Below are 14,253 nucleotides of genomic sequence, written 5' to 3' on the forward strand. Positions count from 1 at the left end.
GGCGTGGCGAACAAGGTTTCGATCCCGCGACGCGGCCGGGTGGTCAGCTACAAGACGCCGGTGCGGATTTCGGCGCAGGCGTACCAGGGCGCGGGAACCGGTCGCCGCGCGAAAACGTGGAACCCGTCGCGCGCCTCGATCAACACGATCCTGACCGGGGACCTGGACCGGCTGCGCGCCCGGACACGAGACGCGGTGCGGAACAATCCGCACGCGGCGGCTGCGCGCGAGGCGTTGGTTTCGAACATGGTCGGCACCGGCATCGTGCCGCGCACACTTTCCCAGGTCGAGGCGCGACGAGAAGCCCTGCGCCTTGCCTTTGCCGATTGGATCGAAGAAGCCGACGCCGACGGCCGATGCGATTTTTTCGGTCTGCAGGGGATGGTGGCCGGCGGGCTGTTCGACGGCGGCGAAATTCTGGTGCGTCGGCGCAGGCGCCGGCAGCGGGACGGCCTCTCCGTGCCGCTACAGCTTCAGCTTATCGAGCCGGAGCATCTGGACGCGACATTCAATCGCGACCTGGAGCGTGGCCGGACGATCCGCAACGGCGTCGAGTTCGATGCCATCGGACGGCGGCGCGCCTACTGGCTGTGGCGCGGGCATCCGGGGGAGTGGCAGACAAGCGCCGACGCGGCCCGGCGGGTGCGGGTGCCGGCCCGGGACATCGCGCACATCTTCAACCCGCTGCGTCCTGGTCAGATACGCGGCGTGCCGTGGCCGGCCACGGTCCTGACGCGGCTGTACGAGATCGACCAGTACGACGACGCGGAGCTGGTGCGGAAAAAGACGGCCGCGCTGTTCGCCGCGTTCGTGCAGAAACGGACCGGTGACGGCGCGACCGGGTCGGCGGCGGAGGCGTTCGGGGGTGTGGGCGACCCACCTGTCGAAGCCGACGAGCTGGACATCGTCCTGGAGCCGGGCACCACGCAGCTTGTCCCCGACGGGTACGAGATGAAGTTCTCGGAGCCGGCGGATGTCGGCGCGAACTACGAGGTCTGGATCAAGCAGCAGCTTCGCACCGTGGCCGCCGGCATGGGCGTCACCTATGAGCAGCTTACGGGCGATCTGTCGGACGTGAACTACTCGTCGATCCGGGCGGGCCTGCTTGAGTTCCGCCGGCGTGTCGAAGCGTGGCAGCACAACGTCCTGGTTTTCCAGTTCTGCCGGGTGGCCTGGCGGTGGTTCGCCGAGGCGGCGGTGCAGGCCGGCGTCGTGCCGGCGCGCGGTTTCGCCGAGGACCGGCGGGATTTCCTGCGGGCGAAGTGGATCCCGCAGGGATGGACCTGGGTCGATCCGGAAAAGGAGATCAAGGCCGTGGTCATGGCGATACGGGCCGGCATCATCAGCCGCGCCGACGCGATTGCGGAGTTCGGTTACGACGCCGAGGAGATCGACCGGGAAGTCGCGGCGGAGACCGCACGGGTGGAGCGGATGGGGCTGGTGCTGGACAGCATCCCGAAGCAGACGGACCAGAGCGGCAAGATGCAGCGGACGCCGCAGCAGCGGGAGGCGAACGATGGGCGCGAGAGTTAAGGCCGTGCGGCAGCCCGAGCGCGTGCTGCGGACCATTAGCGGCGAGGTCTGGGCGATCCAGCCAGACTGGCTGCAGAGCATCTGGCGCATCGCGCAGGGCGGCGGCGACCTTGAAGCGGCGGCACATCGCCGGGCCCAGCTTGCCGAGGAGGAGTTCGAAACCGCCGCCGACATGACGATCCAGGACGGGGTGGCGCGCATCCCGCTTTTCGGTCCGACGTTTCCGCGCGCCAACCTGATGACGGAACTGAGCGGCGCCACGTCGCTTCGGCATTTCGCCATGCAGCTCGCGCAAGCCCTGGAGCGCGAGGACGTGCGGCAAATCCTGCTGGAGGTGGACAGCCCCGGCGGCGTCGTGCCGGGGGTGGACGAAACCGCGCAACTGATCGCCGAAGCGAACGCGCGAAAACCGGTCACGGCGTACGTCGTCGGCGCGGCGGCCTCTGCCGCGTACTGGCTGGTTTCGGCGGCGGGGGAGATCGTGACGGCCGCGACCGGAGAGCTTGGCAGCATCGGCGTCGTCGCGGCCGTCGCCGTGCAGGAAGAGCCGGACGCGAACGGCATGCGCGGCATCGAGATCGTGTCCAGCAACGCGCCCGACAAGCGGCCCGATCCGCGCACCGACGACGGCCACGCCACGATCCTGGACCGCCTCGACGCCATCGAACGGATCTTCATCGACCGCGTCGCGGCGAACCGGGGAGTCAGCCGCGAAGCCGTCATTCGCGACTTTGGGGGCGGCGGCCTGCTAACCGGCGCGGATGCGGTCGCGGCCGGCATGGCGGACCGCGTCGGCACCCTGGACAGCACGATAGGCGAGCTGGCCGCACGGGCGGCCGGCAGCGAACCCGGCGCGGCATCCGCCGCGCGTCACTCTGGCCGAGAGGAGGAATTCATGACCATGGCCACGGATGCGCCGGCGACCGAAACCGCCGCCAGCGCGACGACGCAGACACCGCCGCCCGCCGCACCCGCCACACCCACGGCGCCTGGCCCGCAGCCGGCGGCACAGGCGCCGACGCTGCAGGAAGCCGCGAGCGTTGCGAGGGCGTGCAACGAAGCCGGCCTGCCGAGCCTGGCGAGCCGGCTTCTGAGCGAAGGCAAGGTCGGTAGTTCCGCGACGGCGGCTATCGAAGAAGCGAAGGGGGTGAAGGACGTTTGCGCAGCGTTCAACCGGTCGGAACTGGCCGACCGCTTCGTGGCGCGGGGCTTGTCGGCCGACGACGTGCGGGCGGTCCTGGAGCCGTCGGCCGTGACGCCGGACGAAGAGGCCATCGACACCACCCTGCCGGCGGCGACGAAGGGCACGGCCGCGCAAGGCCCCATCGACACCGACAGCATCTACAAGGCGCGGGCAGAGCAGGCGCGGCAGGCGTCCTGAGCCGGGTGCGACTGACCCGAATACGGAAGGAACACGACCATGGAGTTCATGGAAAAGACGCACGCGGGCGAGTTCGTCGTCTCCGAGGCGGCGGGAAATCGCTCGCGCGAGGGCGTGACGGTGTTGAGCGGTGCGGCCCTGGAAGCTGCGACGGTGCTTGGCAAGCGAACCAAGAGCAACGTGGCGACGCAGGCCGATCCGGGCAACACCGGCGACGGCACCTTTGCCGCGACGCCGACGGTCGGCGCGAAGGCCGAAGCCGGGGACTACACCCTGATCTGCATCGCCGCGGCGGCGGGTGGCGGCACGTTCGAGGCGTTGACGCCAAGCGGCTATCGCCTGTCGGACGTGACCGTGGGACAGGCTTACGCCTCGGAGCATCTCAACTTCACGCTGAACGGCGGCGCGAACGACTTCGCCATCGGCGACACCATCACGGTCACTGTGTCCGGCGACGAGAAGGTGGTGCGGATCGATCCAGCAGCGGTGGACGGGACGCAGGAAGCCTTCGGGGTGCTGTTCGACAGGGTCGATGCCGCCGCCGCGGACAAGCCCGGCGTGGCCATCGTGCGCGATGCCGAAGTCAACGGCAGCGAGATCGGCTGGCCGGATGGCATCGCGGACGCCGACAAGGCGGCTGCCATCGCGAATCTGGCGGCGCAGGGAATCCTGGTCCGCGACGCGATCTGACGCGGCGGGCCGACAGCAGGACAAGGAACGAGACGAATGCTCGACGTATTCAATCAGGACGCCTTCAACGTCGTCGAGATGACGAAGGCCATCAACAAGCAGCCTTTCTCGCCTGGGCGCATCGGCCGGATGGGCCTGTTCGAAGAGGATGGCGTGACCAGCGATATGGTCGCGATCGAGGAACTGGACGGCAAGCTGTCGCTGGTGCCGACGAAGGAGCGCGGCGACGCGCCGACCCAGGTCAGCACGGACAAGCGCAAGGTCCGGCCGATCAAGGTGCCGCACCTGCCGGTCGAGGACCAAATCCAGGCGAGCGAGGTCTCCGGCGTTCGCGAGTTCGGCAGCAACGACCAGCTTCAGGGCGTGCAGCGCGTCGTCAACCGCAAGCTGGGCAAGATGGCGCGATCGCTGGACGCGACGCTGGAATGGCACCGCATCGGCGCCATCAAGGGGAAGGTGCTGGACGCCAACGGCGGCGTGCTGGTCGACCTGTTCAAGGAGTTCAACGTCGCCCAGCGCGCCGAGGTCGGCTTCGACCTGAAGAACGCCAACCCGGCATCCGGGGCGGTGCGAAAGCTGATCAACGACGTCATCCGCACCATCGAAGACGACCTGGGCGCCGAGACTTACGAGAGCATCCACTGCTTCTGCGGCTCGGATTTCTTCGACGATCTGGTCGCGCACAAGGAGACCAAGGAAGCCTATGAGCGCTGGAACAACGGCGAGTTCCTGCGCGAGCGCACGGCCCGACGGGCATTTTTCTACGCCGGCGCGATGTTCGAGGAGTATCGCGGCAAGGTCGGCAACACGGATTTCGTCGACCCGACAAAGGCGCACTTCTTTCCGGTCGGCGTGCCTGACCTGTTCACCACCAGCTTCGCCCCGGCGAACTTCATCGAAACGGTGAACACCGTCGGGTTGCCGCGCTATTCCAAGCAGCACGTGGACGAGAAGTACCAGCGCTGGGTCGACGTCTACTCGGAAACCAACCCGCTGAACCTGTGCACCCGGCCGCGGGTTCTGATCCAGGGCAAGAACGCGGCCTGACGCCAGCCAACATCACGACAACGCGCGGAAGGGCGGCCCCGGTGGCCGCCCTTCGCGCTTTCGGGCGCGGCGAACCCGGTTCGTCGATCCGGGGCGCGCGGTGCACCCACGAAGAAGAAGGCAAGCCCCATGCAAGAGATCTTCGCCGCGGCCATCGACGATATCTATGGCGACGCGAACATGGCGGAGGACGTGACGTATCTGCCGGTTTCCGGCCAGGCCGTGAGCGTGCGGGCGGTGGTGACGAGCGGGCAGGCGGCGCGGGACCTGGGCGATGTGGAGGTCGTGGCGGCGCAGCGGATCGTCGGCGTCCGCAAGAAGGACCTGTCGGCCAAGCCGCGCCAGGGCGACACCATCGCGCGAGCGAACGGGGAGACTCTGCACGCCCTTGAAGACCCGGAGCTGGACGATCTGGGCCTTGAATGGCGCATTCGCTGCGGGCTGTAGGAGGCGGGGGATGGACTTCAATCTTGCCGTCAAGGGCGACCTGCAGGCGGCGATGGCGCGCGACCGGCGGGTCATCGAAAAGGCCACAACAGAGTCGGTGCAAGAGGCCACGAACGCCCTGAAACGGCAGGCGCGGGCGGAGGTGGCCGGCGCACTGGACAGCCGCAAGGCGCCGAAGCTGATCCGCAGCAAGGTCTTCGTGGACGGGCCGGCGGACAGCGCCGGCATCGTCTTTTCGAAGTGGCGAAAGCGCGATGGCGGCGACCCGCTACTGCCCCACGTCCGGGGCGCGACGCTGCGGCCTGACCGCAGCAAGTTCCTGGTTATCCCGGCCAAGGGCACATCGCGGCGCGTGAACGCGACGCGGCGCAGCCTCGACCGCCTGAGCGAGGATCCGAAGCTGGCGCTGATACCCACCGGGCGGGGCAGCTTCTGGTTCGTGCGCAAGACCTCGAAGCGGCGGACGGTACTGCTGGCCAAGCTGGTGCGCCGCGTGGAGATCCCGAAGCGCATCGATTTCAACCGGCCCATCTTGCGGGCGGAACGCGGGCTGCCGGACACGCTGCACGACAAGCTGGGAAAACTGGAAAGGGGCTGAATGACACCCGTCATCAAGCAGGTGCTGGACGCGGTCGACGCCGCGCTGGGCACGCTGTCGGGCGCGCCGACGGTGCACGTGAACCCGGACTATGCGCTGTCGGTCGAGGACTTACCGGCCGTCGCGCGGTTCTGGAGCGGACAGGCGGTGGAGCACCTGGACGCGGGCGCGAAGCTGTACACCGTTCGCGTCGACATCGGCCTCGTCGAGACCAGCAAGCGCGCGGACTTCCCGGAGGGCACGCCGCGGAAAGAGATGTTGCGCGCGGCCGAGGCCAGCCTGATCGAGCGGCATGCGGAGCTGGTGCGCACCATTAGCCGCGACGCCGGCATCTGGGCCCTGGCGCAGGACATTCGCGAGGCCGCCGAGGGCGGCGAGCCGCAGCAGGCGCAGGAAGGCGCGACGCTGTTGATGCAACTGACCGTCGGCTTCGAGATCGACGTCGAGACGGCGGACACCGACCCGGCCAGCCTGCCGGGCGCTTAAGCGAGGAGGCGACATTGGCGAGCAAGACGAAGGCCGCGCCCATCGGCGCGCGCAAGCCGGCCCCCGGCCGCCGCGCCGGCGGGTCGGTCACCATCGACCCGAAGGCGGGCGGCAAGCCCAAGGAAACCATCGACCACCGCAAGGCGGCGCCGAAACAGGGCAAGGGGGAGTAACCGGGCATGTCGGACTTTCGCACACGTAACCGCTCCGTCGCGGTCAAGCTGGAGGCCAAGCCGGGCGAGGACGCCGCGCCGACGCTGGGCGCCAATGCCGTGCGCTTCGAGAACCCGCGCATGGAGTACGCCCTGGATACCGAGCGGTCCGAGGAGGTGACGGGCAGCCTGGACCGCTTTCCCTCGCAGGCCACCGGCGGCGGCGCGCGCTTTACCGGCCGCACCATCGCCAAGGGGCCGGGTACGCCGGGGCAGGCGCCGGAATCGGGCGTGCTGTTCCGCGCCTCCGCCATGTCGGAAACCCTGCTGGCCAGCGACCTTAGCGGCATGGCGCAAGCCGGGGCGCAAGGCGAAATCACCCTGGCCGCCGGGGACGGCGCCAACGCGGCCATCGGGCAGGTGGTGACCCTGACCGGCGGCACCGGCGGCGGCCAGACGCGCGTCATCCGGTCGGTCGATAGCGGCACGGACATCGCGGGCGTCTATCCGAACTGGGACACCCCGCCGGACGCGACGTCGCAGTACACCGTGCATGCCTCCGCGCTTTACGTCCCGGCATCGAGCGCGCTAGAGAACCAGACCATCTATCAGTGGCGGCACAACACGCGCGGCGGGGCGATGCACCGGCTGGACAAGCTGCTGGGCGGCGCGGGGACGTGGCAGCTTGAGGTGCAGACGCGGCGCATCGCGCGCTTTTCCTGGACCTTCAACGGCAAGCTGGGCGCGCCGCAGGATGTGGCGGACCCCGGCACACCCAGTTACGACGACGTGCAGGGCGTGCCTTTCATGGACGCGGACGTGTTCCTGGGCGGCAGCAGGATCCGCTTCAACCAGCTTCGCCTGGACTACGGCGGCGAGGTGCAGCAGGCGGACGACCCGGGCGACATCTATGGGGTGGACGTCGGCGCGGTGACGGAGCGGCTTATCCAGGGCAGCCTCAACCCGCCGCTGTCGCAGCTTTCCGTCCGCGACGTGTTGAGCGACTTCCTGGCCGCGACGGAAAGCCCGCTGTGGGTGCGTTGGGGCAACACGCCGGGCCGGCGGCTGTCGATCTTCCTGCCGGCCATCCGCCCGATGGTGCCCGAGGACGAGGACGTGAACGGCTTCGGCCACGAGACCGTCCCGTTCGAGGCCAACGGCATCGACACCGGCGTCTACATCCTGGCGTACTGAGGAGGCACGGCATGGCGAAACTGACGGGAACGGAGCCGGTGCGCTGGGACCCGGAGGACGATTCCGGCAAGGCGTATCTGATACAGCCGCCGACGGTGCAAAGCTGGCCGCGCTATAAACGCGCCATCAAGGCCGAGGGCGCGCGTTACTACAGCGACCGGGACCTGCTGGAAGTCCTGGCGCGGGGCGTGGCGGCGATCCTGCCGGACGAGGCGGACGCCGACCGCGTCTATGCCGAGACCCTGCTGGACAAGCGCCGCCAGGAGATAGCGGGCGAGGGCGAGTTGTCCGAGGCGGAGCGCGCCAAGCTGGCCGAACTGGATTCCATCGTGCGCCGCCATATTCCGGCCTATGCCGAGGCGGAGGCCGATACCGAGTTCGCGATGGACGTGATGCAGATCGAGGCGGTCCGGCATTTCGTCGTGGGATGGGAAGGCTATGGCGAGGATCTGGCGCGCGGCCCGATGGGGGTCGGCGACCGGGACATCGCCCGCATCCCGGAGGCGCACCGCCTGGGCATCATGGCGAAGGCGCACGAGCTTTCGCACCTCAACGGGGCCGAAGCAAAAAACTCCGCATCGCCGTCGTCTGGGCGCTGCGCGCCGACGACTTCGACGGCGGCGAAGACGCGGACGAAGCCCGGCCACTCGGCACCTTTGGCGGACGCTTCGCCGGGGAGGCGGTCGTCGTCGACCAAGGCGAGGGGCAAGAGTTCGAGGAAGCCCTCGACCGCGAGCTAGGCTTCGACGGCGACGCCTGGACGTTCGAGGACGCGGGCGTCGCCCTGGTCGTGCACCCGCTGCACCTTCTGGACGACGAGGACATGGCCCTCATCCGCCTGTGGGACGCATGGCGCGGCGGCGGCCAGGGCCCCGGCCACCTGCCGGCGGCGGGCGGCATGCTGGACCAGCCCGCCGCGACGATGGAGTCGCTGCACCTGATGGCCGCGACGGCGGCGCGGATGCGGCGGAACAGAAAGGATAATTAGATGAGGTTAGGAACCCGGCTGGAGGCTTCCCTCAAAGTATGCAGAGACAACCCAGCTAATGGACCTGTTACAACCCTCAGTATCGGCGTCCAGTCTGCGTCCCCGCCATCTGTAGCGGATAACTCCAAGCGGATCGGCATGTCCATTAGCGCGGCGCTGGAAGAGTCCGAACGCGTGGCGGCCGAACTGGATCAGCGGATTGCCGCGCTCAGGAGCGAGGTGGGCGAACTGAGGCGCGAGGCCGCCGAACTGCGCCCCAGTTCGTGAGATTGCTAGGTTTCAGCGGTTTCGAGCTTGGCGACACGATCTTCAAGATCTTTGACGCTTTGAACGACCTCGCGAAGATGCTGCGTCAACTCCACAACCATCTCTGCGATATCTGTGAGCTGCGTAGCGTGGGTAAGCTGGAGTTGCTGCAATCGTTGAACAGTTTGATCTAAATCGGGCGGGGTAGTCTCGCTCATAACTGACTCCATCGGTTGCGGGTGAAAACCGATGGTTCCCGCGACGGTGGCCGAGGTCAACCCTTGGCGCCGTCGCGGGCGCGCAGGCGGACGCCGGGGGCGTCGAATGGGCATGGATTAATGTTCTGTCGTGGCTTTCCTATCGCTGTCCAGGTCGTGCGCCGGACACAATTTGGTCAAAATCCGATAGCGAAACTATCAGGGCTTTGATACAAGCGCGTGCATGAACGGGCTGGGGGAAGCGCTAAAAGAGGCGACAAAACGCCTCGATGGGGACGGCATATTCAACCTGATCCTGCTAGGTATCCTTGCATGGGTCGTAGTAAAGCTTGGCCCGCACGTTCTTGAGGCTTACGTTAAGGATCGGGAAAGTAGGCGTCGCCATCATGAGAGGATGGCGCAGTTCAATCGAAGAATGCAGCGTCGCAGGAAGTGACGCGTGGACCCGCCAGAAGGCCGAAGGGTCAGCGCGGGAGACGCTTATGGTAACCTATGGTCTCATCGCCGCTATCGTTCTGTTGGCGTTGGCCGGCCTCTATGCGAGGGCGCGAGTGCAGCAAATCGACGCGCGGGAGGAGTATCGAAATGACTTCTTTGATGCGGCAAATGTGCTTGCGGAACGTGAAGATACGCCGGAGACACCCCTAAGTGTAGTCGAATTTCTGGCGGAACGAGTTGGCAAGCGTAGGGCGCCGTATGAGATGATGTACTTCCTCATTCATGGCGATGCCCGGCGTTCAGCAAACGAGCCAGCAGAGAAGTTGCGCCAGCTCCGACAGGATTTGGCCGATATGCCTGAAGAGCTCCGCCAACAGTTTGGTAAGGCGGTGGCTGCAGGAAGCATGGCCATTACACTCAACAGCCTGATTGTCGGATGGCTTATCCGCCGAATTGCAATGTACGCAGTCTACAAACGCAACAAGCGTAAGTATGACGGGACTGATGATGCCGGCACCATTGCTGGAGGTTGGGCATTGACCTAGACGGCTTTCGACAATGAGGCTGATGCCGATAAGGGCCGTCCTTAGGGGCGGCCCTTTCTTTTGGGCATATATGAGATGCCGTATTGGGATACATTGGCGGCGATCATATTTCGAGCCCCTATGTTTTTATTGCTGAACGCGAATTTCCTGCATAACCTTCCCGAAAAACGGGAGGGGGTATGGAGGGGACTCAATTTCGGATCAGGTTCGAGGGCTTCGAAGCCGATGAGCATGCCTTGGATATGCGGCACCTTGGCCAATCGCTCGTTGGCCTCGACCGTATGATCTCGACTGGCCTTATCGCACTATCGGACCGCAGGCCGCCAAGACGAGGCGAGCGTTTCCCGCTTGTCGTCCGCGCTCAAGAGCCTGTAGCCGGATCGGTGGAAATCTTTGGCGACCTTGGCCCGCTTGTCGGCGCTCTACCGCTCATGCAGGAGGTGATCGCCACAGGGGCGTCTGAGATCATATGGAGATGGGTGAGTTGGGTGTTTCTTATGGCCGGCGGCAGGGAAAAAGACGCGGACCCGCAATATACGATGCTGATGCAGCTTACGCATTCACTCGCGCAGTATCACGAGAGGAGCGAGGATAAGCAGCGTCAGTTCTTTTTGGATATTCTGGACCGGTTACATCCGGCTGCCCGCAGCGCAGTCGCGCCGATTGGCCCGTCCTGCGACAGAGCTACGATTCCCTGGGTGGGCGATTCCGAAGAGGCGACCGTCGTCGATGCGCCGATGGCGGATGCGGTACGCTCGAAGGACAAGATTGAGGTTGGGGATATGGAAAGAATGCGCGTCCATGTCGATGGCATCATTCACCACAACCGCCAGCTTAAGGTCGACAACCCGGAGGTTCCGGGCGCCTACCTGACGGCACAGGTTCGCGATCCCGCATTCGATACCGTTCCGAATGTCTACACCGATGCCGCGTCAAAGAAGGGTTGGCTGATCGTGGATGCGAGGCCGACCTATAAGGCGGGGGCGCTGCACGGCCTCTACATCATGAACGCCGAAGCCGCTGACGACGACGGTTCTGGCGGCTCGCAATAAGGTCAGCCCTTGGCGTCGTCGCGGGCGCGCAGGCGGACGCCGGGGGCGTCGCCGTTCGTGAACTCTACGCCGGCGGTTTCGAAGGCGTTGCGTAGGGCCATCAACGTTGACGAGTTAGCGGGGTGATCCGCTTCTATTCGGCTAATCGTATTCGGGGAAACGTGAGCAGCGGCTGCTACGTCCCGAACGCTCATTCGCAGCGCGGCTCGGGCCATCCGGACTTGGGCGCCTGTAATCATATATTGTGGCTCTGTCGCAATTTTGTTGTTGTGTACCTATACCGATATTGGTACGGTATCACAATCTAGGGGCACAGCAACAGAGAGCAGGGTCAATGAGCACCATGCGAGATCTGATGACGGAGTATTGCCGCCTTGGCTCGATGTCAAATGCAGAGAGCCAAGCGGGAAATGAGACGCGCAGCATTGCGCTGGGTCGTGCGCAGTCCGGCGTGGCCGAGGCAATTGCGGTAACACCGGCCACGTCGTTGGACGAACTGACATGGAAGTTGCGGTGGGTGCTGGACAGCTTCGCGGCTGAAGTGCCGCAGGTCCCGCACTACCAGTTGGATGCGCGGGATCGGATGCTGCTGTCGGCGCGCGAGGAATTGGATCGGTTTCTAAGGCCGAATACGGAGACCACGGCATGACGCGAGAAGTTGCGCAGGTCGAATTTCACGGCGACCGAGTTTGGGCCGTACGCGAGGGCGGCGAGGTGCTGGTCGCTATCAAGCCGATCTGCGAATCGCTTGGGCTTGACTGGAAATCTCAATATCGACGGCTGAGCCAGGATGTCATTTTGAACGAAGGTATGGTCGTGATGACCATACCTTCGCCCGGCGGCCATCAGAAGACCCTATGCCTCCCGCTCGGTCTGCTAAACGGCTGGCTATTCGGCGTGGACGACCGGCGCATCAAGGACCCGGACACGCGCGAGCGGGTGCTGCTGTACAAGCGCGAGTGCTATCAAGTTCTGTTCCAGCACTTCCAGGGCGGGCGCACGGCGGCAGCCGAAGCCGAGGAGGCCGATCCGGTTCCGGCGGGGCCGGAGGCCTGGGAACTGACCGACATCAACGCCACGCGGGTGGAGCTGGACATCGTCAACACCGCGCGACGGATCAGCGGCCGGACGGCGGCGCGGCGCCTGTGGGAGCGCATGCCGCACCTGCCAACGCTGGACCCGGCGACCGCCGGCGACGACAGCGTGGCCCGCTGGACCCGCGCCCGCCTGACCGGCGCCGCCGGGGAACAAACGCCATCCGACGCGGCCTACTGCGACTACGCGGACTGGTGCCGCCACAACGGCGAAAGCCCCGTGCCGCGCCAGACCTTCGGCCATCGCCTGGGGCAGATAGGCGTGGAGAAGACCCGACGCGGCGGGAGGGTGTATTATCCGGGGGTGACGTTAGTGGCTTAAAAGAGGGTGTGGCATGACGGGCGCACAGCAACAACAGGTGGGCACATCCCAGCAGCCGAGTGAAGAACTTGCCCGTACCGTGATGAGGCAGGGCGAGTTGAACCTGGATGCGCAACTGCGTCTGGCAATGAATGCAGACCAGAGAGGCGCGAGCCTTGCGTCGGTCTTCGCGCTCCTGGCCTCGGGTCTGCTGGCGGCAGCAGCCGCGAAGGCGGTGCCGCCGAATGGCTCAATCGCATTGGCAGTGAGCGGCGCACTTGAAGTGGTCGCGGCTGTCATGTGCGTAGTAGCTACGTGGCCGCGACCGTTTGCTGTACCGGGCAACAGACCAAAGAATTGGTGGGATGACGGCGTGACCAACCGATCGCTGGCTGAGTGCCTTTACCGAGAGTCGCTGAACTATGAGTCCGCGATTAGTCGGAACCGCTGCCGCCTCGACTGGTCCTCTCGATGGGTAACCTTTGGTGCCCTCGTCGGTGTGATCTCCCCGATGGTCGGACTGCTTACCTATCTGGCTTTGGCGGCTTAGGCGGACGCGGAGGCCTGTCACTAGGCGAAGGTGTCGGCGGACCCCGACGCTCGTCCTCATTGGGCTTCTGGAAACGGATCATTGCGACCTCCTTTAGGTGAGATCGCCAAGTAGATCACAACTCATTGGGATTCGAAAACCCCGCCCTTTTGGCGGGGTTTTGTCGTTCCGGGGATCCGACCATGCGCGGTGAACGCTCCATCTTTGTCCGGCTGTCCGTGCGGGACGCCGAGAAGGCGACGGCTGCGCTGCGGCGCTTTGGTGGGCAGGGGGACTCTGCCCTGCGCAAGATCGAAACCGCCAGCAAGCCGGCGTCGCGCGGGCTGCGCACCGTCGATACGGCGAGCCGGGAGGCGCAACAGGCGCTGCGCGGGTTCGCCAATCGGGCGGGGCCGGTCGGCGGCATCCTGGCGAACCTGGGGCCGGCGGGTCTGGCGGCGGCCGGGGGTATCGGCGCGGCGGCGGCGTCGGTCGTGGGGCTGACCCGCGCGGTCGAGAAGGCGAACGACATCGCCAAGCTGGCCGACAACATCGGCATCACGACGGACGCGCTGCAAGAGCTGCAGTTCGTCGGCGACCGCGTGGGCGTTTCCCAGGCCAAGGTGAACAACGGGCTGGAAGCCTTCGGCAAGCGGCTGGGCGAACTGCGCGCGGGCACCGGGTCGCTGAACACGCTGCTGAACGCGACGGACCCGGCATTCAAGCAGATGCTGGTCAATGCCCAGTCGAACGACGCGGCGCTGCAGCTTCTGTTCACCCGCATGGCCGAGACGACGGACCAGGCCGACCGGCTGGCCCTGTCGGCCGCCGCGTTCGGGCGCGGGCCGGGCGTCGCCATGGCGCGCTTCGCGCGCGACGGCGCCGACGGCTTCGAGGCGATGCGGCAGCGGGCGCGCGACCTGGGCATCGTCCTGGACGAGGAATTGCTGCGTAAGTCCGAGCTGGTCAGCGACCAGATGGACACGCTGATGACCGTCCTGGAAACGCGCGCGACGGAGGCCTTCCTTTCCATCGCCGGCGCCATCGGCAACACGGCGGACGCGTTCACCAGCCTGCTGACCGGCGCCGAGCCGCTGAACGCGCAGGCGGCGGCCATTGCCGAGGGCATGGAGAGCCTGGCCACGGCCGGCGGTGCGGCGGCGGCCGTGGTGGGCACTCGCTATGTCGGCGCGATGGCGAGCGCGGCGGCGCAGTCGCTGGCGGCCGCGCAGGCGCAGGTGCGGGTGACGCAGGCGAACCTTGCGGGCGCGCAGGCGGCCCTGCGCGCGGCGCGGGCCGAGGTGGCGCTGACCG

General features: G+C 66.3%; 20 protein-coding genes. 18 read left to right on the forward strand and 2 right to left on the reverse strand.

Annotated elements, in window-relative coordinates; genetic code table 11:
• The first annotated feature begins 3 nt into the window (after nucleotides 1–3).
• From DRB17_RS17920 to DRB17_RS20890, 12 genes are all read left to right on the forward strand, one after another.
• Complete coding sequence (locus DRB17_RS17920) at nucleotides 4–1,533, forward strand: phage portal protein (protein WP_206607939.1); 1,530 nt, start codon at nucleotides 4–6, stop codon at nucleotides 1,531–1,533.
• The gene (locus tag DRB17_RS17925; RefSeq protein ID WP_114583606.1) at nucleotides 1,517–2,914 is read left to right on the forward strand and encodes a S49 family peptidase; all 1,398 of its coding nucleotides are present in this window, start codon (nucleotides 1,517–1,519) and stop codon (nucleotides 2,912–2,914) included. The genes DRB17_RS17920 and DRB17_RS17925 overlap by 17 nt, the downstream gene beginning before the upstream one ends.
• 39 nt (nucleotides 2,915–2,953) lie before the next feature.
• The gene (locus DRB17_RS17930) at nucleotides 2,954–3,604 is read left to right on the forward strand and encodes a head decoration protein (RefSeq protein WP_114583607.1); all 651 of its coding nucleotides are present in this window, start codon (nucleotides 2,954–2,956) and stop codon (nucleotides 3,602–3,604) included.
• 36 nt (nucleotides 3,605–3,640) lie between these two features.
• A complete protein-coding gene (locus DRB17_RS17935) occupies nucleotides 3,641–4,651 on the forward strand; it encodes a major capsid protein (RefSeq protein WP_114583608.1) in 1,011 nt (336 codons plus the stop codon).
• A 129-nt stretch (nucleotides 4,652–4,780) separates the two neighbouring features.
• Entirely contained in the window at nucleotides 4,781–5,098 is a 318-nt protein-coding gene (locus DRB17_RS17940) for a head-tail joining protein (protein WP_114583609.1), read from the forward strand.
• A gap of 10 nt (nucleotides 5,099–5,108) precedes the next feature.
• Nucleotides 5,109–5,696 (forward strand): hypothetical protein, encoded by a 588-nt coding sequence (locus DRB17_RS17945; protein WP_114583610.1) that lies wholly within the window; start codon nucleotides 5,109–5,111, stop codon nucleotides 5,694–5,696.
• Nucleotides 5,697–6,182: a hypothetical protein gene (locus tag DRB17_RS17950; protein WP_114583611.1), complete on the forward strand. Its 486-nt coding sequence runs from the start codon at nucleotides 5,697–5,699 to the stop codon at nucleotides 6,180–6,182.
• A gap of 14 nt (nucleotides 6,183–6,196) precedes the next feature.
• On the forward strand, nucleotides 6,197–6,355 hold the full coding sequence (locus tag DRB17_RS20285; protein WP_153242386.1) for a hypothetical protein: 159 nt from the start codon (nucleotides 6,197–6,199) through the stop codon (nucleotides 6,353–6,355).
• 6 nt (nucleotides 6,356–6,361) lie between these two features.
• Nucleotides 6,362–7,528 (forward strand): hypothetical protein, encoded by a 1,167-nt coding sequence (locus DRB17_RS17955; protein WP_114583612.1) that lies wholly within the window; start codon nucleotides 6,362–6,364, stop codon nucleotides 7,526–7,528.
• Between the two features lie 11 nt (nucleotides 7,529–7,539).
• Nucleotides 7,540–8,268: a hypothetical protein gene (locus DRB17_RS17960; protein WP_114583613.1), complete on the forward strand. Its 729-nt coding sequence runs from the start codon at nucleotides 7,540–7,542 to the stop codon at nucleotides 8,266–8,268.
• Between the two features lie 50 nt (nucleotides 8,269–8,318).
• Complete coding sequence (locus DRB17_RS17965) at nucleotides 8,319–8,516, forward strand: hypothetical protein (protein ID WP_114583614.1); 198 nt, start codon at nucleotides 8,319–8,321, stop codon at nucleotides 8,514–8,516.
• Nucleotides 8,517–8,654: 138 nt separating this feature from the next.
• The gene (locus DRB17_RS20890; RefSeq protein ID WP_277738585.1) at nucleotides 8,655–8,783 is read left to right on the forward strand and encodes a hypothetical protein; all 129 of its coding nucleotides are present in this window, start codon (nucleotides 8,655–8,657) and stop codon (nucleotides 8,781–8,783) included.
• A gap of 5 nt (nucleotides 8,784–8,788) precedes the next feature.
• Here the strand turns inward: DRB17_RS20890 and DRB17_RS20040 are convergent, their stop codons facing one another.
• Nucleotides 8,789–8,980 carry a hypothetical protein gene (locus tag DRB17_RS20040; RefSeq protein WP_147274950.1) on the reverse strand — a complete coding sequence of 64 codons (192 nt, stop codon included), beginning with the start codon at nucleotides 8,978–8,980 and terminating at the stop codon, nucleotides 8,789–8,791.
• A 482-nt stretch (nucleotides 8,981–9,462) separates the two neighbouring features.
• Between DRB17_RS20040 and DRB17_RS17975 the strand changes: the two genes are divergently transcribed.
• Complete coding sequence (locus tag DRB17_RS17975; protein WP_114583616.1) at nucleotides 9,463–9,963, forward strand: hypothetical protein; 501 nt, start codon at nucleotides 9,463–9,465, stop codon at nucleotides 9,961–9,963.
• Nucleotides 9,964–10,142: 179 nt separating this feature from the next.
• Entirely contained in the window at nucleotides 10,143–11,015 is an 873-nt protein-coding gene (locus tag DRB17_RS17980) for a DUF7946 domain-containing protein (RefSeq protein ID WP_114583617.1), read from the forward strand.
• A gap of 2 nt (nucleotides 11,016–11,017) precedes the next feature.
• On the opposite strand, the gene DRB17_RS20895 is transcribed toward DRB17_RS17980, so the two are convergent.
• A complete protein-coding gene (locus DRB17_RS20895; RefSeq protein ID WP_277738586.1) occupies nucleotides 11,018–11,254 on the reverse strand; it encodes a helix-turn-helix domain-containing protein in 237 nt (78 codons plus the stop codon).
• A gap of 95 nt (nucleotides 11,255–11,349) precedes the next feature.
• Here DRB17_RS20895 and DRB17_RS17990 point away from each other — a divergent pair, with 95 nt between their 5' ends.
• From DRB17_RS17990 to DRB17_RS18005, 4 genes are all read left to right on the forward strand, one after another.
• The gene (locus DRB17_RS17990) at nucleotides 11,350–11,664 is read left to right on the forward strand and encodes a hypothetical protein (RefSeq protein ID WP_114583618.1); all 315 of its coding nucleotides are present in this window, start codon (nucleotides 11,350–11,352) and stop codon (nucleotides 11,662–11,664) included.
• Entirely contained in the window at nucleotides 11,661–12,431 is a 771-nt protein-coding gene (locus tag DRB17_RS17995) for a phage antirepressor N-terminal domain-containing protein (protein ID WP_114583619.1), read from the forward strand. The genes DRB17_RS17990 and DRB17_RS17995 overlap by 4 nt, the downstream gene beginning before the upstream one ends.
• A 13-nt stretch (nucleotides 12,432–12,444) precedes the next feature.
• The gene (locus DRB17_RS18000; protein ID WP_147274951.1) at nucleotides 12,445–12,960 is read left to right on the forward strand and encodes a hypothetical protein; all 516 of its coding nucleotides are present in this window, start codon (nucleotides 12,445–12,447) and stop codon (nucleotides 12,958–12,960) included.
• Between the two features lie 182 nt (nucleotides 12,961–13,142).
• The coding region (locus tag DRB17_RS18005; protein WP_147274952.1) for a hypothetical protein at nucleotides 13,143–14,253 on the forward strand (1,111 nt) is incomplete at its 3' end.

Source organism: Ferruginivarius sediminum, from assembly GCF_003344765.1.
Classification (GTDB): Bacteria; Pseudomonadota; Alphaproteobacteria; order Kiloniellales; family Rhodovibrionaceae; genus Ferruginivarius; species Ferruginivarius sediminum.